Below are 26,041 nucleotides of genomic sequence, written 5' to 3' on the forward strand. Positions count from 1 at the left end.
GGTCCATCAATCCACAATGGCCGCGATCACGCCTCCCAAACCGCGGCGGCCGTCCGGTCGTCGGCATACCCCTTGACTCTCACCTGGCTGTCGGCAAGGAACGCTGCGAGTCCGGGCGGGGGCCCTGACCACCGTCCTGTGAGGTACTCGCACAGTTCGGGTTCGCCGCGCAGGGGTTCGGCGAGGCCGCCGGTGCACATGAGGAGGGTGTCACCCGGGCGGGCGACGGAGGCGCGGAAGCGGAAGGGTGCGCGGGGCGGTTCCGGGGCGGGTTCGTAGGGGCTCGGGGGTGTGGGGATGCCGAGGTCCATGGTGAGGCGGTCGCCGTCGGGGGTCTCGGAGGGCAGCGAGCCGAAGCCGACGACGGGTTCTCCGGTGACCTCGCTGACCAGGGGTTCGATGTCGTGCCACTCGCCGTCGCGGAGCCGGAAGAGACCGCCGTCGCCCACGCCGAAGAACACACGGACCCGGCAGTCGGGGTCGGCGGGCAGCAGCAGACAGCGCAGGGTGGCCGCGTACTCCTCGGGGTCGATGCCCTGCTCGGCGGCGCTGGCCCGGAGTCTGCCGAGGCTGCGGTCGGTGAGACGGTGCAGTCCGGACTTCAGGTCGCCGCGGCGGGCGGCGCCGATGTCCTGCGCGAGGCGGGCGTGGCTGCGTCCCACGGCCCGTGCGATCCACTGACAGGCCTCGGCGGCGGCCCGGTGGGCGCCGGGGGTGGCGCGGGCGCCGGTGGCCATGGCGACGAGCACCAGCGCCTGGTCGCCGGTGCCGAAACGGGCGGTGAGCAGGGAGTCCCTCCTCGGCTCCCCCCGGAACCTCGCGGAGTCCCCCCGCACGGACACCGCCCGCAGCGTGCAGGCCCCGTACCTGGCCCCGTCCAGCACGGTGTCCGCCACGAGGTCGTCGAGCTCGTCGGGATCGGCGGGCGGGAGCGCGGTGGGCTCGGCGTCATAGGTGGGCGGCCCGGACCCCACGAATCCGACCGGGGCGGGAGGAAGCGTGGGGAGGTCCACTCGGGTGGCTGTGCGGAGGGGGTCGGGGGCGGGTGACGGGGGGCTGGTGGCGTGCGGGGCGGCCGACGGGCGATCGGGGGCCGAGGTGGCGTGGGCTTCGGCTGCCGGGTCCGGGGCGGGTGACGGGGGGCTGGTGACGTGCGGGGCGGCCGACGGGCGGTCGGGGGCCGGTGTGGAGTGGGCGTCGGCTGCCGGGGCGGCGGTGGGACCGGGCGCTGAGGATGCGTTCGGTGCCGTATGGGGACCGGGTTCGGGATGGCGGTCGGTCGTGGTCTCGCCGCGCTGTGGGGAGGAACCCCCGCCGGACGTCGCGTCGCGGACCTGGTCGGGGGGCTCCGGCGTCGGGTTGGGCTGGGTGGAGCCGGGGCCGGTGGGGGCGGTGGGCGCAGCGGGTTGCGGGGTGCCGGGAGCCGGGGTGGCCCACCAGTCTCCTTCGGCGCGGTGGGTGGGCTCGTCACGGCGGGCCGTGGGGGCCCCGGGGCGGCGGGGGCCGGCCTGGGAGGACGCGTCCCCGGAGCCGCCCGGGGAGACGGAGCCCGCATCGGGGTCGCCCTTGCGCGGGTCCGGGTCGACGCCGGGGTCGCCCTTGCGCAGGTCCGGGCCGGAGTCACCTGTGCGCGGGTCCGGACCGGAATCGCCTGTGCGCGAGTCCGGACCGGGGCCGCCCATGCGCGAGTCCGTGCCGGCATGAGGTTCGGCGTAGCCGAAGGCACCGGGGTGGTACGGACCGGGCCGGTCGTCGCCCTGCGCGGGACCGCCCACGCCGACGTCCCGCGCATCCGGCCGGCCGGAGCCGGCACCTGACTCGGACCGGCGGCCCCCGTCTCCAGGCACCCGCCCGGCAGCCGCCTGCGAGGCACCGTCCCGACCGTTGCCCCGCTCAGCTCCCCAGTCCTCCCGCGCGCCCCAGTCGCCGTCCTCCGGTGGCGGGGGTGGTGTCGCCGGGCGTGGCGGGGCCGTGGGAGGTGGCGGTGCCGCGGTGGGTGGCCTCGGGGCGTCGGGGGGCCTGCGGGACGCCGGGACGTTCGTGACGGGAGGTGTCTCCGTGGACGTACGCCCACCGGAAGGCGACGGCGGGAGGTCCGACGGGCCGCGTTCGTCGAAGCCAGGGGGCTTGGGGCCGGGAGGGAAGGCCACAGGGCCCTGAGCGGTGCCGGGCGCCGACTCCGGGAAGCGGGGGTCCCGGCCGGGGTCCCGACCGCTGCTCGTGCGAGGCGGCACGTCCCCCGGCTCGGAGAAGCCGGGCGCGGTGGCGCCGGGCTCAACACCGGCCCCGGAGAAGCCGGACTCCGCACCACCGGACCCTGAGAAGCCGGAGTCCGCACCACCGGACCCTGAGAAGCCGGACTCCGCACCACCGGACCCTGAGAGGCCGAGCTCCATGACACCCGGCTCGGGAAAGCGCGGCGCCGGCACGCCGCCAGCAGGTCGCGCGCTCGGCCCGACGGCACCTCCGCCGCCGTCCTCCACCGCCCCCGCCGCCGAGGCGAAGCGGTCGTCCAGGGTGTCCGGGGCCGGTGCGGGGCCCGTGTCGTCCGTGGAGTCGTACAGCTGCCCCCACCAGTCGTCCTCGTGACCCGTGGGCCTACCCCCCTGCTGGCTCATGCCCCCAATTGTCCACCGCGGGAGCCGTATGGAAACGGGGCATCCACAAAAATGGTGCACGACCGAGTGCCTCGAACGGCGTGTCGAGTGAACCGTCGAACAGGTGTGACGAAAGGTGTCCGCCCCGGCGCCGAACTCGCTGACCTGCGCGTCCCCGCCCTCTCCTGCACCCTGGACGAATGGGGGTGTGGGAGCTCCTGCTGGTCGGCCTGGTCATGCTGTTCGGCCTGGTCGGCGTCCTGGTGCCCGGAGTGCCGGGGTCGTGGCTGGTGTGGGCCGCGGTCCTGTGGTGGGCGCTGAAGGATCCCCAGCCGGTCGCCTGGTTCGTGCTCGTGTCGGCCACCGTCGCCCTGTTCCTGTCCCAGGTGGTCCGCTGGGCGCTGCCACCGCGCCGACTGCGGGAGAGCGGCGCCACCCCGAGGATGGCGGTGTACGCCGGGACGGGCGCGTTCCTCGGGTTCTTCCTGGTCCCCGTGCTCGGCGCGATCCCCGGCTTCATGGCGGGCGTCTACGTCTGCGAACGTCTCCGCCTCGGCCGGCACGGGGAGGCGCGGGCCGCGCTGCGGCAGGCGATGCGCTCGGGCGGCTCCAGCGTGCTGGCGGAGCTGTTCACCTGCCTGCTCATCATGGGCGCGTGGCTGGGGACGGTGCTGTGGGGCTGACACAGGACCGCGGCCCCAGGACCGGATTCCGATGTGCGGTTCCCTCGCACGTGTTTGGGTGTCTGCCATGACCGCATTCAGCGAGGCCGAGCGCGCATACCTGAAGTCACAGCGGCTGGGACGCCTGGCCACCGTCGATCAGCACGGGCAGCCGCAGGCGAACCCGGTCGGCTTCTTCCCGCAGGACGACGGCACCATCCTGATCGGCGGCCACGCGATGGGCCGCACCAAGAAGTGGCGCAACCTCCAGCGGAACCCGAAGGTCGCGCTGGTCGTCGACGACATCGTGAGCCTGAGGCCGTGGACGGTACGCGGCATCGACATCCGCGGGGAGGCGGAACTCCTCACCGGCCCGCACGAGTTGGGCCCGCATTTCAGCGAGGAAGTGATCCGCATTCATCCGCGCCGCATCCACAGCTGGGGTCTGGAGGAGGGCTAGAGCGCCCCTTCCAGGGTGAGCAGGGCCGTCTTGCGTTCGAGGCCGCCCGCGTACCCGGTCAGGGAGCCGTTCGCGCCGATCACCCGGTGGCAGGGGCGGACGATCAGCAGCGGGTTGGCGCCGATCGCACCGCCGACGGCCCGTACCGCGACCCGGGAGGCGCCGACGCGGGCGGCGATCTCGCCGTACGTCGTGGTCGCGCCGTACGGGACGTCGTCCAGGGCGTCCCAGACCCGGGTGCGGAACTCGGTGCCCTCGGGGCGCAACTCCAGCTGGAACTCCTTGAGTTCACCCGCGAAGTAGGCGTCGAGCTGCTCCCGGGCCGCCCGGAAGGGGCCGGGGTCGTGCCGCCAGCCCTCCTGCACGGTACGGCCGTTCTTCTGTCCGGGCACGGAGAGCGAGGTCAGCGCGCCGGTCTCGTCGGCGGTGAGGAGCAGTTCGCCGACAGGGCTGTCCAGGCGGGTCCAGCGGGTGGTCATGATGTCTCCAACTCTCCTGCTGTGCGCAGGTGTTGCCAGGCGTAGGAGCGCCAGGGGCGCCAGCTGTCGGGGGTGTCGAGGCCGGGTGGGGCGACATCGGGGTCGCCGAGCGCGCGGGCGCGGACGGTGGCGACGGTACGGGCGTCCAGGCCGGGCAGGGCGAGCAGCGCGTGCTGCGCCTCGTCGCGGTCGGCACCCGGGTCCAGCCGTACGGCGCCGTCGGCCAGGGCGGTGGCGAGCGCGCCCAGTGGTCCTGTCGCCTCCGTGAGGGCGGCGGGCTCGGGGAAGAGGTGGGTGAGGCTCCCGCAGGGGGCGTCCAGGGTCTTGCCGTGACGCAGGACGAGCCGTTCGGATGCGGTACGGCCCATCAGTGCCCGTACCGCGAGCTCCTCGGGGTCGGCGGCGCCGGGCGAGCGGAGTCCGGGGCGGGCGGCGACCAGCGGGGCGAGCCGCGGGTCCTCGGCCAGGCGCTCGTCGACGGCGTAGGGGTCGGCGTCGAGGTCGAACAGGCGCCGCAGCCGTCCGACGGCGGTGGTCAGGTCGCGGGGGTCGGTCAGATGCAGGTGGGCGTCGAGCCAGCCGCCGGGGTGGGCGCCGGAGGGGGCCCTGACCGTGCCGGGCCGTTCGAGGACGGCGACGATCCCGGTGCCGTGCGGGAGGCGGAGGGTGCGGCGGTAGGTGCGCCGGCCCGGTGCTCCGGTCACCTCCTCGACGCCGTGAACGGCCTCGTTCTCCAGTAGGTCGAAGACGGCGGCGGACTCGTAGGGGCCGCGGTGGGCGAGCCGTAGCGGAATGCCCGCGGTGGGGGTGGCCGGGCGGCGGGCGGTCCTGGCGGCGGCCCGGAGGCCGGTGGGCGTGGCGGCGTAGATCTCGCGGACCGTGTCGTTGAACTGCCGCACGCTGGCGAAGCCGGACGCGAACGCGATCTCGGTGACCGGCAGGGCGGTGGTCTGGAGCAGGACACGGGCGGTGTGGGCCCGCTGGGCCCGGGCCAGGGCGACGGGTCCCGCGCCGAGCTCGGCGGTGAGCTGCCGCTGAACCTGGCGTGGGCTGTAGCCGAGGCGGCCGGCGAGCCCGGCGACGCCCTCCCGGTCGACGACTCCGTCGCCGATCAGGCGCATCGCCCGGCCCACGACGTCGGCGCGGACGTTCCAGTCGGCGGAACCGGGCACCGCGTCCGGGCGGCACCGCCGGCAGGCCCGGAATCCGGAGCCCTGGGCGGCGGCGGCCGTCGGGTAGAAGCGGACGTTGTGACGCTTCGGGGTCACCGCGGGGCAGCTGGGCCGGCAGTAGATCCCGGTCGTCCGGACAGCGAAGAAGAACTCCCCGTCGAACCGGGCGTCCCTGCTGCGGACGGCTTCGTACCTGGTGTCTTCGTCCATCACGCGTTCCAGTCTCCGCCGTGCGCGGAGGTGCCGCTGGCGGAAAACGGACGTGGGGGTGCGGTGCGTGGGTGGTGCGGGTCCGTCGTAGCCGGTCGCGCCCACGCGGCGGAGCCGCACATGGATACAGCCCCGCGCCCCTAGGCAGGTTGCAGCTGGGCATGCCAGGACTGCACCCACTCAGGGGCGCGGGGAACTGCGCGACCAGCCCCGCACCCCGCCGCACCCGAACGACTACGCCCAGCGCCCCCTCTTCGCCTCCATCGCCGCCTTCCCCTGCGCCCCCCGCTTCTTCCACTCCTTACGGATCTCCGAACGGAGCCGCGCGTCGGTCTTCGCCACGATCCGCTGGTTCTCCCGGATCAGCTTCCGGTAGCTCTCCAGCCGCCGTTGCACCAGCTCCCCGGAGTCGATCGCGGCGAGCACCGCGCACCCCGGCTCGGCCTCGTGCGCGCAGTCGTGGAACCGGCACCGCTCGGCCAGCACCTCGATCTCGGCGAAGACCTGTCCGACGCCGGTCTCGGCGTCCCACAGCCCCACGCCCCTGAGGCCGGGGGTGTCGATCAGCACGCCCCCGCCCGGCAGGGCGAGCAGGTTGCGGGTGGTGGTCGTGTGCCGGCCCTTCCCGTCGACGTCCCGGGTGGTGTGCACCTGCATCACGTCCTCGCCGACGAGCACGTTGGCCAGCGTGGACTTCCCCGCGCCGGACTGCCCGAGCAGCACGGTCGTACCGCCGGAGACGGACGCGACGAGGACGTCGAGGCCGTCGCCGTCCAGGGCGCTGACGGTCAGCACGGGCACTCCCGGGGCCGTCATCTCCACGTCCTGCACGAGGTGGGAGAGCGTGACCGGGTCCGGCACGAGGTCCGCCTTGGTGAGCACGACGAGGGGCTGGGCACCGGACTCCCAGGCCAGGGCGAGGAAGCGTTCGATGCGGCCGAGGTCGAGTTCGACGGCCAGTGACACGGCGACGATGGCGTGGTCGACGTTGGCCGCGAGGATCTGCCCCTCGGACCGCTTGGAGGAGGTGGAGCGGACGAAAGCGGTACGGCGCGGCAGATACGTCCGTACGTAGCGGGGGTTGCCCCCGGGTTCGACGACGGCCCAGTCGCCGGTGCACAGGACCCGCATCGGGTCGTGCGGGGTGACGAAGGCGGTGTCGGCGCGCAGTGTCCCGTCGGCGGTGACGATGTCGCACTGCCCGCGGTCGACCCGGACCACGCGGCCGGGGATGAGCCCTTCGGGCTCGTAGGGGGCGAACTCCTTCGCCCATGCCTCGTCCCAGCCGTAGGGAGCGAGAGCGGTGAAAACTGAGGTGGAAGTCAAGGGAGACCCTTCACAGGGTGGCCCGGCACAGGAATATGAGGTCAGCCGAGGGCCACGGAGGTGGACGTGATGATCTGGATGCGGGCAGCGCTCATCGCAAAGACAGCCATCGGTCGACACCTCCTCTTCCAAGCTCGTCAGGCACGGCGGCCGTGAGCCGGCGTGCGAAGCGGTCCTCACTTTAGAGGGCCCCTTCCGTGCGCGCCACGGGTTTTCTCGTCACCGCGCACTCACTCGAACAGCCCTGTGCGTTGGTCGTACGCGACCGGCGGCTGTGGCATGGAAGGCACCGGAAGGCCTCGCCCACGTCCAGGAGACCTCGTGATGACCCAGCGTCCGCCCCGCCCCGTCCGTGTGCTCGCCTCGGCCCTGGCGGCCGGTGCCCTGTTGACGACAGCCGCCTGTTCGGACGGTGACGACAGCGGGGCGGGCAGCGCGGACACCACGCGGATCTCCTCCTCGCCGCTCGCGCAGGAGTCCCCGTCCGCGCTCACGGCGGCGGGGGCGAAGGCGGCGCTGGTGACGGAGGCGGACCTGGAGGGCGACTGGGACCAGGTGAAGAACGCGGCCGGCTGGCAGGACAGTCTCCTGGTCGGCAAGGTCGACGTGGCCGACTTCCTCACCGCGAAGACGAACGCGGCCGACTGCCAGAAGCTCCTCGACGCGCTGTACGACGACGACCTCCTGGGCAAGCCGTCGGGGGCGAGCGCGCTCACCGGCTTCCAGGAGGGCGAGTCCCGGCTGCTGTACCAGGTCGCCGCCTACGACAAGAACACGCTGGACTCCTCCTTCTCCTGGCTGAAGAGCCTGCCGGACAAGTGCGACCAGTTCACGGCCACGGACAGCTCGGCCGGGAAGCGCACGGTCCAGGTGGTCGAGGCCCCACTGCCCAAGGAGGGCGACGCCCGGCAGGGGTTGCAGGTCACCGTCCAGGGCACGTCGGGCGGTACGCCCACCACCCTCACCCTCGACGTCGCTGCCGTGCGGGTCGGCGCGGACGCGATCACCGTCACCAACGGCGGTCTCGGCGGCGCGGACCACGACAGCACGGAGACCGCCGTGAAGCTGGGAACGGCTCGTCTCCAGGACGTGCAGGCGGGCCGTACCCCGTCCGGCGACCCGAGCGAGATCGAGTGACGGTACGGACGGGCGGGGCGGCGGGCGGCGGGCGGCGGCCCCCCGGCGGCCGGACTACGACGACGACCGGGCGTGGCCGGGGGTGTTCCCGAGCTGAGCGCCATGTGACATGGTACTGGCGTGAGCAAGCGACTGACCTGCGATGTCGTGGTCGTCGGAGCCGGAATGGTGGGCGCCGCCTGTGCTCTGTACGCCGCCCGGGCAGGCCTCGACGTGACCGTCGTCGACCGCGGCCCGGTGGCCGGCGGCACGACCGGCGCCGGTGAGGGCAATCTCCTGGTCTCCGACAAGGAACCGGGCCCCGAGCTAGAACTCGCCCTGCTGTCCGGCCGGTTGTGGACCGAGCTCGCGGAGGAGCTCGGCGGGCTCATCGAGTACGAGCGCAAGGGCGGCCTGGTCGTCGCCTCCACTCCCCACGGTCTCGACGCCCTGGAGAAGCTCGCGATCGGACAACGGACCGCGGGAGTCGAGGCGGTGCGGGTGGCCGCGGAGCAACTCCACGACCTGGAGCCCCACTTGGCGCCCGGTCTCGCGGGCGGTGTGCTGTATCCCCAGGACGCCCAGGTCATGCCGACGCTGGCCGCGGCCCATCTCGTACGGGCCTCGGGTGCCCGTCTGCTCACCGGCACGACCGTGACCGAGGTGGCGCGTGACACGGCAGGTGCCGTGCGCGGGGTACGGACCGACCGGGGGGACATCCACGCGCCGTACGTCGTCAACGCAGCCGGGACCTGGGGCGGGGAGCTGGCCGCACTGGCGGGGGCGGGCCTGCCCGTGCTCCCCCGGCGCGGCTTCGTCCTCGTCACCGAGCCGCTCCCCCGGCTGATCCGCCACAAGGTGTACGCCGCCGACTACGTGGCGGACGTGGCCAGCGACTCGGCGGCCCTCCAGACCTCACCGGTCGTCGAGGGGACGGCGGCCGGCCCCGTCCTCGTCGGCGCGAGCCGTGAACGGGTCGGCTTCGACCGGTCGTTGTCGCTGCCGGCCCTGCGCGCGCTGGCGGCCGGCGCGACCCGGCTGTTCCCGTTCCTGGAGCGGGTGCGCGCGATGCGGACCTACCTGGGCTTCCGGCCGTACATGCCCGACCATCTGCCGGCGATCGGCCCCGACCCCCGGGTGCCGGGGCTGTTCCACGCATGCGGGCACGAGGGCGCGGGGATCGGACTGTCCACGGGGACAGGGCGGTTGATCGCCCAGGTGATGACCGGTGGGATCCCCGAGCTCGGTCTCGCGCCCTTCCGCCCCGACCGGTTCCCCGACACCGAGGAGGCCGTGTGAACCCGCTGGAACTGGCGCGCGCCGAGCCCGGTCCCGCCTTCACCGTCACGCTCGACGGGCGGGAGATCGAGGCCCTGCCCGGTCAGACGGTCGCCGCCGCGCTGTGGACGGCGGGCGTCACCTCCTGGCGAGGCACCCGGGGCGAGGGCCGCCCGCGCGGGCTGTTCTGCGGCATCGGCGTCTGCTTCGACTGCCTGGTGACCGTCAACGACCGCCCGAACCAACGGGCTTGTCTGCTGCCCCTGCGCCCGGGCGACCGGATCCGCACCCAGGAGGGGACCGGCCACGATGAGTGAACCCACCCTGGCGGTGATCGGCGCGGGCCCGGCCGGGCTCGCGGCCGCCCTCGCCGCGGCTGCGCGCGGCATCCACGTCGTGCTCGTCGACTCGGCCCCGGAGGCGGGCGGGCAGTTCTACCGGCAGCCCGCGCCAGGCCTGGGCGCCCGGCGCCCACAGGCACTGCACCACCAGTGGCGCACCTGGGAGCGCCTGCGGGACGGGCTGGACGGTCATGTACGGGCGGGCCGGGTACGGCACTTGACGGATCATCATGTGTGGTTCGTCGAACGCCGTGGTGCCGCCGGTTTCACCGTGCACGCCCTCCTCGGTGCCGGGCAGGAGGAGCCGGCCGAGGTGCGGGCCGACGCCGTCCTCCTCGCCACCGGCGGCTATGAGAAGGTGCTGCCCTTCCCCGGCTGGACGCTGCCCGGCGTCGTCACGGCGGGCGGGGCGCAGGCCATGCTCAAGGGCGGGCTCGTGCTGCCCGGCCGTACCGTGGTCGTCGCCGGGACCGGACCGCTGCTGCTGCCGGTGGCCACCGGGCTCGCCACGGCGGGCGCGACGGTCGCCGCGCTGGTGGACTCGGCCGCTCCTCGAGCGTTCCTGCGGCGGTCCCGGGCGCTGGCGGCCCAGCCCGGCAAGCTCGCCGAAGGGGCCTTCTACACAGGGAAGTTGACCCGGCACCGAGTCCGCACTCTCCTCCACCACACCGTCGTGGAGGCGCACGGCACCGAGCGGCTGGAGGCGGTCACCGTCGCGGCGCTCGACCGGGACGGGCGGGTGCGCCCGGGCACCCGGCGGCGCCTCGACTGCGACACCCTTGCCGTGGGTCACGGCATGCTGCCGCACACCGACCTCGCCGACGCGCTCGGCTGCCGGGTCGACGGCACGGACGTGTACGCCGACGACGAGCAGCGCACCGATGTGCCGGGCGTGTGGGCGGCGGGCGAGACCACGGGGATCGGCGGCTCCGCCCTCGCGCTCGCCGAGGGGCACATCGCCGGGCGCTCGATCGCCGCGCGGCTCTCCGGCCGGCAGCCGGATCCGCGCGGGTGGGCGGCCGCCGCGCGGACCCGGGAGCGGCTGCGCGCCTTCTTCGCCGCCGTCGACTCCGTGTACGCGCCGCCCCCGCGCTGGGCCGAGCAGGTCACCGACGAGACGGTGGTGTGCCGGTGCGAGGAGGTGTCGGCCGGTGCGGTGCGGGAGGCGGTCCGCGAGCTGGGGGCCGGTGATCTGCGGACCGTGAAGCTGCTGACGCGGGCCGGGATGGGCTGGTGCCAGGGCCGGATGTGCGGGCCCGGGGTCGCCGGCGTCGCCGGGTGCGCGGAGACGGCCGTACGCAGGCCCTTCGCGCGGCCGGTGCCGCTGGGGGTGCTGGCTCGGGCCGGGGAGAACGAGAGCCGATGACATGTCACACCCCATCGAGAGGGAGACCCGTATGACCACCGACCTTCGTCCCTGGCGCGGAGTCCTCGTCGCCACCGCGCTCCCGCTGGACGACGACCTGTCCGTGAACTACGACAAGTACGCGGAGCACTGCGCCTGGCTGGTCGAGAACGGCTGCGACGGGGTCGTACCGAACGGGTCGCTCGGTGAGTACCAGGTGCTCACCCCGGAGGAGCGCGCGAAGGTCGTCGAGACGGCCGTGGCCGCCGTCGGCGGTGCGCGGGTGATGCCGGGAGTCGCCGCGTACGGCTCGGCGGAGTCCCGCCGCTGGGCCGAGCAGGCGCGCGAGGCGGGCTGCGCGTCGGTGATGCTGCTGCCGCCCAACGCCTACCGCGCCGACGAGCGGGCCGTCATCGCCCACTACGCCGAGGTCGCGAAGGCCGGGCTGCCGGTCGTCGCGTACAACAACCCCATCGACACCAAGGTCGACCTGGTGCCGGAGCTGCTCGCCACGCTGCACGGCGAGGGACACATCCAGGGCGTGAAGGAGTTCTCGGGAGACGTCCGCCGGGCCTACCGGATCGCCGAACTCGCCCCGGAACTGGACCTGTTGGTCGGCGCGGACGACGTCCTGCTGGAGCTGGCCGTCGCGGGTGCCAAGGGCTGGGTGGCCGGTTACCCCAACGCCCTGCCGAAGTCCTCGGTCGAGCTGTACCGGGCCGCCACCCGGGGCGACCTCGACACCGCCCTGCCGCTGTACCGGCAACTGCATCCGCTGCTGCGGTGGGACTCCCGGGTCGAGTTCGTACAGGCGATCAAGCTGTCCATGGACATCGCCGGGCGGCACGGCGGCACCTGCCGTCCGCCCCGGGTGGCGCTGCTGCCCGAGCAGGAGGCCGCCGTCCGGGCCGCGACCGAGAAGGCGCTCGCGGCCGGACTGGCCTGAGGGAGGCGGGACCATGCGCAGCAGACTCGTCCTGCACGCCGTCGACTCGCACACCGAGGGCATGCCCACCCGCGTGATCACCGGCGGGATCGGGACCATCCCCGGCGCGACGATGAACGAGCGGCGGCTGTACTTCCGTGAACACCGCGACGACATCAAGCAGTTGCTGATGAACGAGCCGCGCGGGCACGCCGCGATGAGCGGCGCGATCCTCCAGCCGCCGACCCGCCCCGACTGCGACTGGGGGGTGGTCTACATCGAGGTCTCCGGCTATCTGCCGATGTGCGGGCACGGCACGATCGGGGTCGCGACCGTGCTGGTGGAGACCGGCATGGTGGAGGTCGTCGAGCCGGTCACCACCATCCGCCTTGACACCCCGGCGGGCCTGGTCGTCGCCGAGGTCGCGGTGGAGGACGGCAGGGCGAGCGCGGTCACGCTGCGGAACGTCCCGTCGTTCTCCGTCGGCCTGGACCGCAAGGCCACCCTGGCCGACGGGCGGACGGTGACGTACGACCTGGCGTACGGCGGCAACTTCTACGCCATCCTGCCGCTGGAGCAGTTCGGGCTGCCCTTCGACCGCGGCCGCAAGGACGACATCCTGAAGGCCGGGCTGTCCCTCATGGAGGCGATCAACGCGGAGGAGGAACCGGTGCACCCGGAGGACCCCTCCATCCGCGGCTGCCACCACGTCCATCTGATCGCCCCCGGCGCCACCGCCCGTCACTCACGGCACGCCATGGCCATCCACCCCGGCTGGTTCGACCGCTCCCCCTGCGGCACCGGCACCAGTGCGCGCATGGCCCAGCTGCACGCACGCGGTGAACTCCCGCTGCACACCGAGTTCGTGAACGAGTCCTTCATCGGGACACGGTTCACCGGCCGGCTGCTCGGCGCGACGGAGGTCGCGGGGCGGCCGGCCGTGCTGCCCAGTTTCACCGGCCGGGCCTGGATCACCGGCACCGCCCAGTACCTGCTCGACCCCACGGATCCGTTCCCGGCCGGGTTCGTGCTCTGAGCCCGCGACAATGGGTCGTGGCACGTGACATTGCACCACCCCCTAGGAGACGACCTCATGGCAGCCCAGCACACCGGCGCCCCGGCCCTGCCCGTCCTGGGCGGCAAGAAGAGCAGCTACCGGGAGCGGGTCGCGGACGCGCTGCGGGCGGCGCTGATCGCGGGCGAACTGCTGCCGGGCCAGGTGTACTCGGCGCCCGCGCTGGCCACCCGCTTCGGTGTCTCGGCCACGCCGGTCCGCGAGGCCATGCTCGACCTCGTGAAGGAGGGTCTGGTCGACACCGTCCCCAACAAGGGGTTCCGGGTCACGGAGGTGTCCGAGAAGCAGCTCGACGAGTACACGCACATCCGCTCCCTCATCGAGATCCCCACGGTGGTGGAGCTGGCCAGGACCGCGGACCCCGTCTCCCTGGAGGCGTTGCGGCCGGCTGCCCGGGAGATCGTGCAGGCGGCGGTCTCCGGTGACCTCATCGCGTACGTCGAGGCGGACACCCGCTTCCACCTCGGCCTGCTCGCGCTCGCGGGAAACGCGCATCTGGTCGAGGTGGTGGGGGATCTCCGCAAGCGGTCCCGGCTGTACGGGCTGACTCCGTTGGTGAAGTCGGGTCGGCTGGTGGCCTCTGCCGAGGAACACCTGGAGCTGCTCGATGCGTTGGTCGCCCGCGACGAGGAAGGGGTTCATCGCGTGATGACACAGCACATCGGGCATGTTCGGGGGTTGTGGGCGGCGCGGTAGCCGGGCGGGTACCGGTGCGTCGTGGCTGGTCGCGCAGCCGACGAACTACCCCTTGGCGCACGCATGCCCGTTCAGTGAGAAGTCGTACGCCGGCGCGTTCTTGCCCTGCCAGGAGGCGATGAACCCGACGGCCAGCGAACCGTTCTCGGGGACCGACCTGTTGTAGTCGTTGGCGGTCGCGGTGACCTTCGCCCCGCTCTGGCTGTAGTTCGCGTCCCACATCTGCGTCACCTTCTGGCCGTCCTTGAAGGACCATGTGAGCCGCCAGTCGCTGAGGGCCTCCGTGGTGGTGACCGTGACGGCGGCCTGGAAGCCGTCGGGCCACTGGTTCACGAGGGAGTACTCGACCTCGCAGGACGGCGCCGCGCTCTCGCTGGGCTCGGGCTCCGGGACCCCGCCCGAGTTGGTGCCCTGCGGTTCCGGATTGGACTTCTTCGCGCTCGACGACGGGGACGGACCGGTGGTCGGGGTCTTCGTGGGCTCCGCGGAGCCCTGGGCCCGCGAGGTGGCGGAGGGGACGGGGAAGGTGGGGTTGGCCACCGGCTGCCCGTCGGCGGAGGTGCCGGTGCCGGACTTGGCGTCGTGATCCATGTCGCCGCCCGGCATCATCGAGACGGCGAGGGCGAGCAGGGAGACCAGGACGGCCGCGACCAGCAGTCCATTGCGGACGACCTTCGCCTTGTGCGCACCGGGGTTCGGGGGACCGCTCTCCAGCGCCGGACGGCCGGCGCCCAGGCGCACCTCGGCGGCCCGGCGACGGCGTTCCAGATAGGCGAGGCCGCCCCAGCCGATGACCCCGCCGGCCAGCGCCGCGGGCAGTCCGCCGCCGTGCAGCCGCAGACAGGCGGCGGCCTCCGCGCACTGCTGGCAGCGCGCGAGGTGCCGGGAGAGGTCGTCCGGGGTCTCGCCCGAGGTGGACCGGGTGACGGCGTCCAGCAGCCGGGCGTAGCTGCGGCACGGGCCGTCCATCGGCGAGTCGAGGTGGTTGCGGTTGCTGCGGTCCCGGAACAGGACGCGCACCTGGGCGAGTTCCTCGCCGACGGTGGCCGGGTCGAGGCCGAGCCGCCGGGCCACGACGGGCAGCGGAAGTGCCTCCACCTCGGCCAGCCACAGCAGTTCGGCGTCCGCCGCCTGGAGGTCGCGCAGTCCGCGCAGGGCGATCGGGCGCTGGAGCGGCGGGCCGGTGTAGCGTGCGGCCTTGTCGGAGTGGAGCCAGAGCCGCAGGTCGGGGTCGAGGCGGTGGCCGAGGCCCTGCACCTCCCAGTCCGCCGCGGTGGTGCGAACGGCGGTGAGCAGCAGGGGTATTCGGGGCAGCCGGGCCGGGCGGCGGCCCGCACCGCGGACGGCGGCCTCCGCTTCACGGGCCTCGCGCATCCCGAGGGAGAATGCCTCCGTGGCCAGATCGGTGGCGGCGGCGGAGCCGGCCGTGCACAGGTCGGCATACGACAGCACGGCATCCCAGCACTCGGAGAACAGCGCGGCCTCAGCGGCGTCCTGGGGGGTCGGCAGGTCGGGCATGGGTCTCCTGCATCGAAAGCGAGGTCAACTCGCCATACTGGCAAAGGAGTTGGGGGGAACCTCGCGGCAGGACAGGAGCCTTTCACGTCTCCCACACAACTGACAAGCAGGCTATTCAAATCTGGTGACGAACGGTTCCAGCCAGGGATACGGACCCGAGGCGGAAAAGTATCAATCCCCGGCGGAATCAACCGTCTCCCCACCCTTCTGCGTATCACGGAGCCCAAACGTCACACAGAAGACCCGGCTGCCGGGCAGCCGGGTCTTCACGCTCAGGGAACTCGACCTCGCGCGAGGCCGCGTCTCACACCTCCAGCGGCTCCTGCGCGGGCAGGCTGTCCATGAAGGAGCTCACCGAGAACACCGCGCGGCCGGGGCCGGGAGGGCCGTAGCCGGGCGGGGAGGAGAGACCGAAGTCGTCCATGGTCTGGCGATAGGCCTGGAGGAGCCGGATGTGGTACTCCAGCGGCGCACCCTGCGGGTTGGCCTTGCCGAGCGGGGTCGTCGGCTCCGGGCACCAGGTGGTGAAGCGGGGGGTGATGCCGTTCGACATGAAGAAGCGCAGGCCCTCGGTGGTGGAGGCGATCGCCTCGTCGACCGTCTTGAAGCCGAAGGGCTCGGCCATCTCCACGCCCGCCACGAAGTTGGGGATCACGTTGCGCGCCCCGAAGACGTCCGCCGAGTCCAGGATCCGCTTGTGCCACTCGTCCCGGCCGACGTACCGCTCCTTGCCCGGGCAGTACATCTTGAAGAGGTACTCGTCCCACACCTCGTAGTTGGGGTGGTAGATCTGCACGCCGTAGTCCTTGAACCGCTGCACGTCGTCCTTCGGCAGCGCCTGGGCGACCACCTTGCCGATCCAGCGGTTCGGGAAGTGCTCCTCGATGGCCTTGGCGTACATGCCGTAGAAGTCGGCCTCGTCACGGCCCTGGAGCTTGGAGGTGATGGCACCGCCGGTCAGGGTGTAGGCGGTGGACGCCTTCGCGGTGTCGTAGCGGTCGATGATCTCCAGGGCTTCCAGGACCTCGTCGACGTCCTTGACCCCGGTGTAGGGCCGCCCGGCCGCCTTGTGCTGGCGCCAGTTGTGGTTGATGTCGCAGTACTGGCACTCCTCCTTGGCGCCGAAGTACTGGCAGACCCGGAAGACGGTCAGGTAGATCAGGTAGCCCCACTGGATCGTCGGGGCGACCTCCATGACGGACTTCCCGCTGGAGAGCTTGTGCCGGTAGTACTCCGGCATCGGCGGCACACCCACGTCGGCGATCCGCTTCCCGTCGAGGTAGAGCCCGAGCAGCCCCTCCTCGTCGGCGGCCACGCGGTACGGCGAGGCGGGGTTGACCCGCACCGACACCACGGTCCGCCTGAGGTCGTACGGCCCGCCGGTGAGGATGATCTCCTCCGGCGGCCGTCGCAGCGCGGCCTCGCCCAGCTCCGGCAGGGTGCCGTGGTCGAAGGAGAAGATGAAGTACGACTTCGGCTTCACCTCGCCGGACTCGTTGTCGCTGAGGGCGGACGGGTCGAAGGCCACGCCACCTCGCAGCAGGTCCTCCTTGAAGACGGCTTCCCGCGGAACCTGCGGGAACCGCTCCATCAGATCCTCGACCAGCGCGGTACGGCTGCCCATCCCGTGTTCTCCTCCCGGATCGGACGTACGACTCCTCACGTTATGCCTTCGGCGAGGCGAGGGCGGAACGGGGGGCCTGCGTGAAGCACGCTTTATGGCGTTTCATCCATATTCGGCCACCTGAGCGCCTTCTGTGACACAGGGCACTGCAAGATCCCTCAGGCCGTCCGCCCCAGCTCCGCTTCGGTCACCGGATGGGCCACCCGCTCCCCCGCCGCGACGCGCGCCGCCTCCGCCACGACGGCCTCGCCCAGCCGGGCCAGTTCGTTGCCCTGCGAACCCGCGAGGTGGGGGGTCACGAAGACGTTGGGGAGGCTCAGCAGCGGCGAGTCGGCCGGGAGCGGCTCGGGGTCGGTGACGTCGAGGATCGCGGAGAGCCGGCCGGTGCGCAGCTCGGCGAGGAGGGCGTCGTGGTCCACCAGCGAGCCGCGCGCGGTGTTGAGCAGGACGGCCCCGTCGGGCATCAGGGCCAGCTCGCGGCGGCCCAGCAGATGGCGGGTCTCCGGGGTCTCGGGTGCGTGCACGCTGACGATCCCGGAGTTCCGCAGCAGCTCGTCCAGCGACAGCAGCGGCACGCCCAGCGCGGCGGCGCCCGCTTCGTCGACGTAGGGGTCGTACACGGCCGGCCGCAGGTCGAAGGGCCGCAGCAGCTCGATCACCTTGCGCCCGATCCGGGACGCCCCGATCAGCCCGACCCGCCGCCCGTGGTTGCCGATGCCCGGCACGATCCCCCAGCCGGAGGACGGCCGCCCGGCCCGCAGCTGCTCCCGCCGCACGAGGACCTCCTTCCCGGCGAGCAGGATCATCGCGAGGGTGTACTCGGCGACGGGCAGGGCGTTGGCCTCGGCGGCCGAGGAGACGGTGATGCCGCGCCGCCAGAGCTCGGGCGTGGCGAAGCCCTTGACGGAGCCGGCCGCGTGCAGGACGGCCCGCAGCTTCGGGGCCGCGTCAAGGACGGACGCGTCCAGGCGGGGACAGCCCCAGCCGGTGACCAGGACCTCGGTGCGGGACAGGACCTCGGCGAGTGCCGGATCGGTGAGATCCTCGGCCACCAGCGCGGGATCGATGTCCACTGACTCCCGCAGCCGCGCCAGCACCTCGGGCGGGAAGACGAGCGGCACGTTCTCGGCGGTCATGGCGAACAGCGCGCGGGGGCGTTCGGACGACGGCACCTGGGGCCGCTCGGACGACGGCGTCCGGGGTCGCTCGGACAAGGCGGGGGCCCTCCATACCTGCCGAAAGCATGTGGAAAACGCTCTCTACGGTAGGCCTCCGCAAATGAGAGGGTCAACGTATACACACTCCCCTGGAGGAACGACGGACATGCCGGAGACGATCACCAACTGGGCGGGCAACATCACCTACTCCGCCAAGGAGCTGCACCGGCCCCACTCGCCGGCCGCGGTCCGTGCCCTGGTCGCCGCGAGCGCCCGGGTGCGCGTCCTGGGCAGCGGGCACTCCTTCAACGAGATCGCCGACCCGGGCGACGAGGGCGTCCTGCTGTCGATCGCCGACCTGCCGCCGGTGCTCGACGTGGACACCGCGGCCCGTACCGTACGGGTCTCGGGCGGCGTCCGCTACGCCGAACTCGCCCGCACGGTCCACGCCCACGGCCTCGCGCTGCCCAACATGGCCTCGCTGCCGCACATCTCGGTGGCCGGCTCGGTGGCGACCGGCACCCACGGCTCGGGCGTCGGCAACGGCCCGCTGGCCTCGGCCGTGCGGGAGGTGGAGCTGGTCACGGCGGACGGCTCCCCGCTGACCATCGGCCGGGACGACCCGCGTTTCGGCGGTGCCGTGACCTCCCTGGGCGCGCTCGGTGTCGTCACCGCGCTCACCCTGGACCTCGTGCCGTCCTTCGACGTCGAGCAGTACGTGTTCACCGAACTCCCCCTCGCCGGACTGGACTCGGCGGCTTTCGAGGCGGTCATGTCGGCGGCGTACAGCGTGAGCCTGTTCACCGACTGGCGTGAGCCGGGCTTCCGGCAGGTGTGGGTCAAGCGGAACGCGGACCAGCCGTTCGCGGACTTCCCGTGGGCCGTGCCCGCCGCCGAGAAGATGCACCCGGTGCCGGGGATGCCCGCGGTCAACTGCACCGAGCAGTCCGGGGTGCCGGGGCCCTGGCACGACCGGCTCCCGCACTTCCGGGCCGAGTTCACCCCGAGCAGCGGGGAGGAGCTCCAGTCGGAGTACCTGCTGCCGCGCGAGTACGCCCTCGACGCCCTGCACGCGGTCGACGGCATCCGGGACACGGTCGCCGGGGTGCTCCAGATCTGCGAGGTGCGGACCGTGGCCGCCGACGAGCAGTGGCTGAGCCCCTCCTACGGGCGGGACACCGTGGCGCTGCACTTCACCTGGATCGCGGACACCGCGGCCGTGCTGCCGGTGGTGCGCGGAGTGGAGACGGCGCTGGACCCCTTCGACGCGCGGCCGCACTGGGGGAAGGTCTTCACGACTCCGGCGGAGGCGCTGCGCGGGCGCTACCCGCGGCTCGGCGACTTCCGGAAGCTGGCGCACGAGCTGGACCCCGGGGCAAAATTCGCCAACGCCTTCGTGCGGGCCGTACTCGCCGACTGACGTGGCCACCGGCTGGCCACCGACCTCGCGCCAGACTTTATAAAGCCCCTTTCCTAACCCCTTGTACAAAGTCCCCGCAGCCCATAGCCTTGCGCCGCGCCGGTGCCACTGTCGTCCCGGCCTGAGCTGAAGGGATGGGGCAGGCCTGGTGAAGCGCACATCACGTGACATCCGCACCGCGAACCGCTACGAGGTGCTGCGCCAGATCATCGCCGAGTCGCCCACCTCACGGCAGGAGCTGGCGGCGGCCACCGGGCTGAGCCTGGCCACCGTCGCCACGCTCGTGGGCGAGCTGCTCGACCTCCACATGATCACGGAGGTCGGGTTCGAGGAGTCGGCCGGCGGCCGGCCCCGGGGGCTCGTGGCCGTCAACGCGTCGGGGGGCGCGTTGATCGGCGTGGACATCGCGGAGACGTACGTCCATGTCGAGCTGTTCGACCTCGGGTTGAACGTCCTGGCCCGCGCCGAGGAGGACGTCCGCCCCGGCGAGAGCCTCCCCGAGCAGGTCGTCGCCCATGTCGCCGCCGCCGTCGGCTCGGTGGTCACCCAGGCCGGCATCGAGGGGGCCCGGGTGCTCGGCGTCGGCGTGAGCGTGCCGGGGCAGGTGGACCGCGCGACCGGCATCTCGGAGTACGCGCCCAACTGGGACTGGCACGACGTGCCGCTGGTGGACCTGCTCTCCGAGTACATCGCCTACCCGCTCTACCTGGACAACCCGCTGCGGGCCGTCGCGGTGGCCGAGCTGTGGTTCGGCGCCGCGCGCGGGAGCCAGAACGCCGTGGTGGTCACCCTCGGCACCGGCGTCGGCGCCGGTCTCGTGCTGGGCGGCGGACTGCACCGCGGTGTCTCCAACAGCGCCGGCGAGTGGGGCCACAACACGATCGTCCTGGACGGACGCCTGTGCCGGTGCGGCAACCACGGCTGCGTGGAGACGTACGTGGGCGCCCCCGGGATCATGCTGAACCTGCGGGAGCTGAGCCCCGACAGCGAGCTGCTGCACCCGGGCGACCAGACGGCCACCATCGACGCACTGGCCCGCGGGATGCTCACCGGGGACCCGGTGGCCGTCGAGGTCGTCCGGCACACCGCCCGCTATCTGGGCGCCTCCGTCGCGCACCTGGTCAACCTGTTCAACCCCGAGGTGGTCGTGCTCAGCAGCTGGGTCGCGGCCGCCCTCGGCGAGCCCCTGGTCACGGAGGTGCGCGAGGCCGTCGCCCGGCACGCGCTGCCCCGGCCGATGGCCGCCACCGAGATCGTCCTCTCCCCGATCCCCACGGACCCGGCGTGTCTGGGTGCGGCGACGTTCGCGCTCGAAGGGGCGCTCCAGTCGGTCGGGCAGAGGTCCGCAACAAAGCGCACCACCTCAGCGCGGAGCACTACCCACAGCTCTCGCTAGGAGCCGTACACAGCACCGACTTTCGCACCGCCTCCGCACCGCCTTCACGACGACGGAAGGGATGCACGTGACACACCCCCACCGCAGGAGACCGGCCCTGCTGACGGCCGCGGCCGCACTGGCCGTCGCCGGTCCCCTGATATCCGCCCCGCCCGCGTCGGCCGCCACCCCCTCGGCGGCCGAAGTGTCCCCCCACGCGGCCCAGACCATCGACAACATCGGGGCCTCGGGCGCCTGGTGGGTCAACGACCTGAAGAACTTCGACCCCAAGGTCCAGGCCCGGGTCGCCAAGCTGCTGTTCTCCAAGGACGGCCTGGCGCTGAGCAGTTACCGCTACAACATCGGCGGGGGCGGCACCGGCGTGACCTACGCGCCGCGCGCCCCCGAGGACTTCCTGAACGACGACGGGTCCTACGACTGGAGCAAGGACAAGGCGGGCCGCACCTTCCTGTACGCGGCCGCCCGGTACGGGGTCAAGGACCTGATCGCCTTCGTCAACAGCGCGCCCGCGCAGTGGAAGACCAACGGCCTGAGCTGCGGCGGCTATCTGAAGGCGGAGAACACCGAGGACTACGCGAAGTACGTCGCCGACGTCACCGCCCACTTCGCGAAGCAGGGCGTGAAGTTCGACTACATCAGCCCCTTCAACGAGCCGACCAACAGCTTCGGCGACTGCGGCCAGGAGGGCATGCTGGTCCCGGTCGACCAACGCGACGACATCGTGCGGGCGTTGGGCGCCGAGCAGCAGGCCCGGCACCAGCGGACCGGCATCATCGCGGACGAGTCCAGCTCCACGGTGAGCTTCAACACCGAGGTCCCGCAGTGGATCTCGCAGCCGGGCACCGCCCAGTACGTCGACAAGCTCGCCCACCACACGTACAACAACCCGGGCGACGACCAGCGCGCCAAGGTCTACGAGACGTCCAGGTCGGTCGGCAAGCAGTCCTGGTCGACGGAGATCTGCTGCTTCGGCAACGGCGGCACGGGCTGGGCGCAGGAGTACGACCCCACGATCGACGGCGGCCTGAACCTGTCCCGGATCATCTACAAGGACTTCGCGACCGCGCACGACTCGGCGTTCCAGTGGTAGGTGGCCCTGTCGGAGATGGCCGGCAGCGATCCACTGGCCCGCAACAGCGAGGGCTGGAACGACGGCCTGATCTACTACGACCCGAACTACGCCACCAACGGCAACCAGACCCTGTACTTCACCAAGCGCTACTACGCGCTCGGCCAGTACAGCAAGTTCGTCCGGCCGGGCTCGGTCGCCCACAACGTGACCGGGGTGCCGGCCGGCGTCGAGGTGTCCACCTACGACGACCACGGCAAGTGGGTGGTGGTGGTCAACAACCACAACACCACCGACACCGCGCTGAGCCTGCACTTCAACAGCAAGGCGCCGGTGCGCGCGAGCAAGGCCGTGCGGACGTCGGCGACCGAGAGCTGGGCGAACGTCGCCAGGCCCGCGGTCGAGGGCGGTACGGCGTCGGCGACCCTGCCGGCCCGGTCCATCACCACGTACGTCCTCGACCAGAAGGGCCGCGGCAACTCGGCCGTCACCGGCGCGCTCCAGGGCCGGCAGTCCGGGAAGTGCCTGACCGCGGACACCTCCGGGGCGGCGATCAGCAGCTGCACCGGCGGGGCCGGACAGGTGTGGTCGTACGACGCGAAGGGCCGCCTGAAGGGCGTGAACGGCTATCTGACGGCGGGCAGTTCGGGGCTCACGACGAGCCCGGAGCCGACCGGTGCATGGCTGCTGAACTCCAACGGCCAGGTCGTCGACGAGGCGTCCGGCCAATGCCTGGACGTGGGCGGACAAGCCACCGCCGACGGCAGCAAGGTCGGCCTGTGGACCTGCAACGGCGGGACCAACCAGGCCTGGTCCGGGCAGTAACGCGTTCCACCCGCAAAGGGTCGCGGGCCGCTGGTGCGGCGGCCCGTGACCCCGGGGCGTCCGGTATCCCGAACGCTTCACAACGCTTCGTACAGACTTCGTCCAACCCCTTGCCGAAGCCTTAGCCGAAGGTTAACGTCCCCGCACCGCTACAGCATTTGAGCCACCTGGCGCTGAGCCGCAGAGCCAAGGCGCAGAGCCGCAAGCCGTATTCGAGACAAGGACGTCAGCATGTCGGCAATGAGCAGCACCAACTGGAACCGTCGTAACGTGATGAAGGCCGCGATGGGTCTGGCCGCGGCGGGCGGACTGGCCGCGTGCGGCGGCAACAACGGCCGCGGAGGCGGCTCCGGTTCGGGCACGGCCCTGACGCAGTACTTCCACGCCTACGGCGAGGCGGGCACCGAGCAGGCCATCAAGCGGTACGCGGCGGCGTACAAGAAGGCCGACGTCAGCACCAACTGGATCACCGGCAACAACTTCGAGTCCGCGCTCTTCGCCGCCCTGCTCACCAAGAAGGCGCCCGACGTCTTCGAGTTCCACCCGCAGCTCCAGCTCGTCAAGAGCGGCCAGGTGGCGGACCTGACCGACCTGATCGACCCGGTCAAGGACGACTTCAACCCCAACGACATCAAGTCCCACACGGTCGACGGGAAGATCTACGGGATACGGATGATCGACGACCCGCAGTTCTTCTACTACCGCAAGTCGATGTTCGAGAAGGCCAAGGTCGAGGTCCCGACGACGCTCGACGAGCTGATCGAGGCCGCCGCCAAGCTCACCACGGGCAAGGTCAAGGGCGCCTTCCTCGGCAACGACTTCACCGCCATCCAGAACGTCATCATCTGGTCCGCCGGCGCCGACACCATCAACGAGAAGAACGAGATCGCCTACCACACGGACGGCGTCGTCGAGGGCCTCAAGAAGCTGCGCCAGCTGTTCACCAGCGGCAACGTGCTCCTGGACGCCCCGACCGACTTCTGGGACCCTTCCTCGCTCAACCAGGGCCTGTGCGCCATGCAGTGGGGCGGCATGTGGTCCATGCCGGCCATGCAGCAGGCACTCGGCGACGACCTCGGCATCTTCCCCTTCCCGAAGATCGGCTCCGCCGGCAAGCAGTCGGTCTACAACGGCGGCTGGTCGATCTTCGTCAACGCCAAGGGCAAGAACGTCGAGGCGGCCAAGGAGTACGTCAAGTGGCTGTGGATCGACCAGAAGCAGTACCAGGAGGACTGGGCCACCTCGTACGGCTTCCACATCCCGCCGCGCACCTCGATCGCCGCCTCGGCCACCAAGCTCAAGACCGGCCTGCCCGCCGAGGGCGTGAAGCTCTTCACCGACTACGGCCACTTCGACAACATCGCCTACGACCAGACGATGCAGACCGCGTTCGCCGAGGTGATCGCGTCCTCCGTCCGTAAGAACGGCAACCCGGAGGCGGCGCTCGACACCTGCGACAAGAAGGTCAACGTCGAGCTCAAGAAGCTGTTCGGTTAGGCCGCCGGGAAGTCCACGTCATGTCGACCACCACCACGCGCGGGGTCGCCCAGCCCGCCCCGGCCACGGCCTCCCCGGCCCGGCCGCGGCGGGGCCTGCGGGGCAACCCGACCGTCAACTTCTGGCTCTTCACCGGGCCGTTCCTCATCGGCCTGGTGATCTTCGTCTTCGTGCCGATCTTCTGGAGCATCTGGCTCAGCTTCTTCGACGCGCGGTACACCGTCACGCCGAGCAAGTTCATCGGCTTCGACAACTACAAGCAGATCCTGACCAACAGCAACTTCCCCGACTCGCTGCTGACCTTCACGGTGTTCGCCGCATTCATCGTACCGACCACCTGGGCACTGTCGCTGGGGCTCGCGCTGCTGGTCAACCGGTTGCGGTTCATGCGCGCGTTCTTCCGCTCGGTGTTCTTCCTGCCGACCGCGGTCTCCTACGTGGCCGCCGCGCTGATCTGGAAGATGTCCATCTTCAGCGGTGTCCGCTTCGGTCTGATGAACACCGTTCTCGGCTGGTTCGGCGTCGACAACATCGCCTATCTCGCCAACCCCAGTCCGCCCTGGTACTGGGTGGTCATCGTGAGCCTGCGGCTGTGGATCCAGTCCGGGTTCTACATGATCCTGTTCCTGGCGGCGCTCCAGAACATCCCGGCCGAGCTCTACGAGGCCGCCGCCATCGACGGCGCCAAGCCCGGCTGGCAGACCTTCCGGCACATCACGCTGCCGCAGCTGCGCGCCACCTCGACCGCCGTGATCCTGCTGCTGCTCGTCGCGGCCTACCAGGCGTTCGACGAGTTCTTCAACATCATCGGGCAGAACGCGACCTGGGCCCAGACACCGCTCATGGAGCTCTACAAGACCGCCCTCGGCACCAGCCAGGACTACGGCGCGGGCAGCGCGGGCGCGGTCGTCCTGTCGCTGCTCATCTGCCTCGTCACCCTGCTCCAGGGCAAGTTCATGGGCTTCGGAAGGGGGGAGGACTCCAAGTGACCACCACCACTCCTCCGGTCGGCAAGCAGCGCGGCAAGGGCCGGGGCGTCTTCGGCAACACGGGCCTCTACATCGCCGTCAGTGTCGCTGCCCTGCTGTTCCTGATCCCCTTCTACCTGATCTTCCGCAACGCCCTGTCCACGGACCTGGAGATCACCGGCGAGAACTGGAAGGTGCTGCCCTCCTTCCAGTGGGGCAACATCTCCGAACTGTTCAACGACCCCACGGTCGAGTTCGGCCGCTCCATGGTGAACTCGCTGGTCGTCGCCGTCTCCAGCACCCTGGGCACCCTCCTGGTCTGCTCGCTGGCCGGCTACGGCCTGGCCCGCATCCCCTACAAGCACGCGAACAAGGTCTTCTACGCCGTCCTCGCGACGCTGATGGTCCCGACGGCCGTGACCTTCGTCCCGAGCTTCGTCCTGGTCTCCTCCCTGGGCTGGGTGGACACGTATCGTGGCCTGATCATCCCGGGTCTGTTCAGCGGTTTCACCTGCTTCCTGTTCCGGCAGTACTTCCTGGGATTCCCGAAGGAGCTGGAGGAGGCGGCACGGGTGGACGGGCTCGGTTACTGGGGCGCGTACTGGCGGATCGTCGTGCCCAACTCGTTGAACTTCTTCGCGGCCATCGCCACGATCACGTTCATCGGCGCCTGGAACTCCTTCCTGTGGCCCCTGGTCATGGGGCAGGACCCGAGCTCCTGGACCGTCCAGATCGCGCTCTCCTCCTTCATGACCAACCAGACCGTCAACTTCCACCTGATCTTCATGGCCGCCGCCATTTCCATCCTGCCCCTGGTGTTCGTGTTCCTCTTCCTCCAGCGCTGGCTGGTGCAGGGGATCGCGCAGACCGGCATCAAGGGCTGAG

The 26,041-nt window shown here is 71.6% G+C and carries 21 protein-coding genes and 1 pseudogene; 15 read left to right on the forward strand and 7 right to left on the reverse strand.

The genetic code is table 11. The features are described 5' to 3' along the window. Positions 1-26: 26 nt before the first annotated feature. A complete protein-coding gene (locus IF54_RS43180) occupies positions 27-2,618 on the reverse strand; it encodes a protein phosphatase 2C domain-containing protein (RefSeq protein WP_234438891.1) in 2,592 nt (863 codons plus the stop codon). Positions 2,619-2,797: 179 nt separating this feature from the next. Here IF54_RS43180 and IF54_RS0101295 point away from each other — a divergent pair, with 179 nt between their 5' ends. Then, positions 2,798-3,280: a DUF456 domain-containing protein gene (locus tag IF54_RS0101295; protein ID WP_030313509.1), complete on the forward strand. Its 483-nt coding sequence runs from the start codon at positions 2,798-2,800 to the stop codon at positions 3,278-3,280. A gap of 67 nt (positions 3,281-3,347) precedes the next feature. Next, positions 3,348-3,719 (forward strand): PPOX class F420-dependent oxidoreductase, encoded by a 372-nt coding sequence (locus IF54_RS0101300; RefSeq protein ID WP_030313510.1) that lies wholly within the window; start codon positions 3,348-3,350, stop codon positions 3,717-3,719. On the opposite strand, the gene IF54_RS0101305 is transcribed toward IF54_RS0101300, so the two are convergent. The 3 genes from IF54_RS0101305 to rsgA all read right to left on the reverse strand — a co-directional run bounded on the left by IF54_RS0101305 (position 3,716) and on the right by rsgA (position 6,906). Further along, positions 3,716-4,198, reverse strand: coding sequence for a methylated-DNA--[protein]-cysteine S-methyltransferase (locus tag IF54_RS0101305; RefSeq protein ID WP_030313511.1), 483 nt, complete (start codon positions 4,196-4,198; stop codon positions 3,716-3,718). The genes IF54_RS0101300 and IF54_RS0101305 overlap by 4 nt on opposite strands. Further along, entirely contained in the window at positions 4,195-5,580 is a 1,386-nt protein-coding gene (locus IF54_RS0101310) for a DNA-3-methyladenine glycosylase 2 family protein (protein ID WP_030313512.1), read from the reverse strand. The genes IF54_RS0101305 and IF54_RS0101310 overlap by 4 nt, the downstream gene beginning before the upstream one ends. Before the next feature lie 234 nt (positions 5,581-5,814). Further along, positions 5,815-6,906, reverse strand: coding sequence for a ribosome small subunit-dependent GTPase A (gene rsgA, locus IF54_RS0101315; protein ID WP_030313513.1), 1,092 nt, complete (start codon positions 6,904-6,906; stop codon positions 5,815-5,817). A 324-nt stretch (positions 6,907-7,230) separates the two neighbouring features. Between rsgA and IF54_RS0101320 the strand changes: the two genes are divergently transcribed. The 7 genes from IF54_RS0101320 (at position 7,231) to IF54_RS0101350 (ending at position 13,682) form a co-directional block, all read left to right on the forward strand. Next, complete coding sequence (locus IF54_RS0101320; RefSeq protein ID WP_030313514.1) at positions 7,231-8,043, forward strand: hypothetical protein; 813 nt, start codon at positions 7,231-7,233, stop codon at positions 8,041-8,043. A gap of 120 nt (positions 8,044-8,163) precedes the next feature. Then, complete coding sequence (locus IF54_RS0101325) at positions 8,164-9,321, forward strand: NAD(P)/FAD-dependent oxidoreductase (RefSeq protein WP_030313515.1); 1,158 nt, start codon at positions 8,164-8,166, stop codon at positions 9,319-9,321. Beyond that, positions 9,318-9,617: a (2Fe-2S)-binding protein gene (locus IF54_RS0101330; protein WP_030313516.1), complete on the forward strand. Its 300-nt coding sequence runs from the start codon at positions 9,318-9,320 to the stop codon at positions 9,615-9,617. The genes IF54_RS0101325 and IF54_RS0101330 overlap by 4 nt, the downstream gene beginning before the upstream one ends. Continuing rightward, complete coding sequence (locus tag IF54_RS0101335) at positions 9,610-11,007, forward strand: NAD(P)/FAD-dependent oxidoreductase (RefSeq protein ID WP_030313517.1); 1,398 nt, start codon at positions 9,610-9,612, stop codon at positions 11,005-11,007. Before IF54_RS0101330 ends, IF54_RS0101335 begins: the two co-directional genes overlap by 8 nt. Before the next feature lie 31 nt (positions 11,008-11,038). Beyond that, a complete protein-coding gene (locus tag IF54_RS0101340; RefSeq protein WP_030313518.1) occupies positions 11,039-11,932 on the forward strand; it encodes a dihydrodipicolinate synthase family protein in 894 nt (297 codons plus the stop codon). A gap of 13 nt (positions 11,933-11,945) precedes the next feature. After that, on the forward strand, positions 11,946-12,947 hold the full coding sequence (locus IF54_RS0101345; RefSeq protein ID WP_030313519.1) for a proline racemase family protein: 1,002 nt from the start codon (positions 11,946-11,948) through the stop codon (positions 12,945-12,947). Positions 12,948-13,004: 57 nt separating this feature from the next. Beyond that, entirely contained in the window at positions 13,005-13,682 is a 678-nt protein-coding gene (locus IF54_RS0101350; RefSeq protein WP_030313520.1) for a GntR family transcriptional regulator, read from the forward strand. A gap of 45 nt (positions 13,683-13,727) precedes the next feature. Here IF54_RS0101350 and IF54_RS0101355 read toward each other — a convergent pair whose 3' ends face one another. The 3 genes from IF54_RS0101355 to IF54_RS0101365 all read right to left on the reverse strand — a co-directional run bounded on the left by IF54_RS0101355 (position 13,728) and on the right by IF54_RS0101365 (position 17,960). Beyond that, entirely contained in the window at positions 13,728-15,200 is a 1,473-nt protein-coding gene (locus tag IF54_RS0101355; protein ID WP_030313521.1) for a cellulose-binding domain-containing protein, read from the reverse strand. Positions 15,201-15,504: 304 nt separating this feature from the next. Next, positions 15,505-16,824 carry a radical SAM protein gene (locus IF54_RS0101360; RefSeq protein ID WP_030313522.1) on the reverse strand — a complete coding sequence of 440 codons (1,320 nt, stop codon included), beginning with the start codon at positions 16,822-16,824 and terminating at the stop codon, positions 15,505-15,507. A gap of 158 nt (positions 16,825-16,982) precedes the next feature. After that, entirely contained in the window at positions 16,983-17,960 is a 978-nt protein-coding gene (locus IF54_RS0101365; protein ID WP_030313523.1) for a hydroxyacid dehydrogenase, read from the reverse strand. A 187-nt stretch (positions 17,961-18,147) separates the two neighbouring features. Between IF54_RS0101365 and IF54_RS0101370 the strand changes: the two genes are divergently transcribed. From IF54_RS0101370 to IF54_RS0101395, 6 genes and pseudogenes are all read left to right on the forward strand, one after another. Next, on the forward strand, positions 18,148-19,401 hold the full coding sequence (locus IF54_RS0101370) for an FAD-binding protein (RefSeq protein ID WP_030313526.1): 1,254 nt from the start codon (positions 18,148-18,150) through the stop codon (positions 19,399-19,401). A gap of 148 nt (positions 19,402-19,549) precedes the next feature. Continuing rightward, positions 19,550-20,797 (forward strand): ROK family transcriptional regulator, encoded by a 1,248-nt coding sequence (locus IF54_RS0101375; protein ID WP_030313528.1) that lies wholly within the window; start codon positions 19,550-19,552, stop codon positions 20,795-20,797. 61 nt (positions 20,798-20,858) lie between these two features. Then, positions 20,859-22,691: pseudogene (locus IF54_RS39320) on the forward strand (glycoside hydrolase). Between the two features lie 231 nt (positions 22,692-22,922). Further along, the gene (locus IF54_RS0101385; RefSeq protein ID WP_030313530.1) at positions 22,923-24,188 is read left to right on the forward strand and encodes an ABC transporter substrate-binding protein; all 1,266 of its coding nucleotides are present in this window, start codon (positions 22,923-22,925) and stop codon (positions 24,186-24,188) included. Between the two features lie 20 nt (positions 24,189-24,208). Further along, on the forward strand, positions 24,209-25,177 hold the full coding sequence (locus IF54_RS0101390) for a carbohydrate ABC transporter permease (protein WP_030313531.1): 969 nt from the start codon (positions 24,209-24,211) through the stop codon (positions 25,175-25,177). Continuing rightward, a complete protein-coding gene (locus tag IF54_RS0101395) occupies positions 25,174-26,040 on the forward strand; it encodes a carbohydrate ABC transporter permease (protein WP_030313532.1) in 867 nt (288 codons plus the stop codon). The genes IF54_RS0101390 and IF54_RS0101395 overlap by 4 nt, the downstream gene beginning before the upstream one ends. Position 26,041 lies beyond the last annotated feature (1 nt).

Origin of the sequence: Streptomyces sp. NRRL B-3229, assembly GCF_000719505.1 — a bacterium.
In the GTDB taxonomy this organism is placed as follows: domain Bacteria; phylum Actinomycetota; class Actinomycetes; order Streptomycetales; family Streptomycetaceae; genus Streptomyces; species Streptomyces griseorubiginosus.

What these genes read in the sequence shown, in the direction of transcription:
- IF54_RS0101390 (WP_030313531.1), top strand. Translation starts at nt 24,209, where the DNA reads ATGTCGACCACCACCACGCGCGGGGTCGCCCAGCCCGCCCCGGCCACG.
- IF54_RS0101370 (WP_030313526.1), top strand. Translation starts at nt 18,148, where the DNA reads ATGCCGGAGACGATCACCAACTGGGCGGGCAACATCACCTACTCCGCC.
- IF54_RS0101365 (WP_030313523.1), bottom strand. Translation starts at nt 17,960, where the DNA reads ATGACCGCCGAGAACGTGCCGCTCGTCTTCCCGCCCGAGGTGCTGGCG.
- IF54_RS0101340 (WP_030313518.1), top strand. Translation starts at nt 11,039, where the DNA reads ATGACCACCGACCTTCGTCCCTGGCGCGGAGTCCTCGTCGCCACCGCG.
- IF54_RS0101310 (WP_030313512.1), bottom strand. Translation starts at nt 5,580, where the DNA reads ATGGACGAAGACACCAGGTACGAAGCCGTCCGCAGCAGGGACGCCCGG.
- IF54_RS0101300 (WP_030313510.1), top strand. Translation starts at nt 3,348, where the DNA reads ATGACCGCATTCAGCGAGGCCGAGCGCGCATACCTGAAGTCACAGCGG.
- IF54_RS0101385 (WP_030313530.1), top strand. Translation starts at nt 22,923, where the DNA reads ATGTCGGCAATGAGCAGCACCAACTGGAACCGTCGTAACGTGATGAAG.
- IF54_RS43180 (WP_234438891.1), bottom strand. Translation starts at nt 2,618, where the DNA reads ATGAGCCAGCAGGGGGGTAGGCCCACGGGTCACGAGGACGACTGGTGG.
- IF54_RS0101345 (WP_030313519.1), top strand. Translation starts at nt 11,946, where the DNA reads ATGCGCAGCAGACTCGTCCTGCACGCCGTCGACTCGCACACCGAGGGC.
- IF54_RS0101335 (WP_030313517.1), top strand. Translation starts at nt 9,610, where the DNA reads ATGAGTGAACCCACCCTGGCGGTGATCGGCGCGGGCCCGGCCGGGCTC.
- IF54_RS0101360 (WP_030313522.1), bottom strand. Translation starts at nt 16,824, where the DNA reads ATGGGCAGCCGTACCGCGCTGGTCGAGGATCTGATGGAGCGGTTCCCG.
- IF54_RS0101305 (WP_030313511.1), bottom strand. Translation starts at nt 4,198, where the DNA reads ATGACCACCCGCTGGACCCGCCTGGACAGCCCTGTCGGCGAACTGCTC.
- IF54_RS0101350 (WP_030313520.1), top strand. Translation starts at nt 13,005, where the DNA reads ATGGCAGCCCAGCACACCGGCGCCCCGGCCCTGCCCGTCCTGGGCGGC.
- IF54_RS0101295 (WP_030313509.1), top strand. Translation starts at nt 2,798, where the DNA reads ATGGGGGTGTGGGAGCTCCTGCTGGTCGGCCTGGTCATGCTGTTCGGC.
- IF54_RS0101355 (WP_030313521.1), bottom strand. Translation starts at nt 15,200, where the DNA reads ATGCCCGACCTGCCGACCCCCCAGGACGCCGCTGAGGCCGCGCTGTTC.
- IF54_RS0101320 (WP_030313514.1), top strand. Translation starts at nt 7,231, where the DNA reads ATGACCCAGCGTCCGCCCCGCCCCGTCCGTGTGCTCGCCTCGGCCCTG.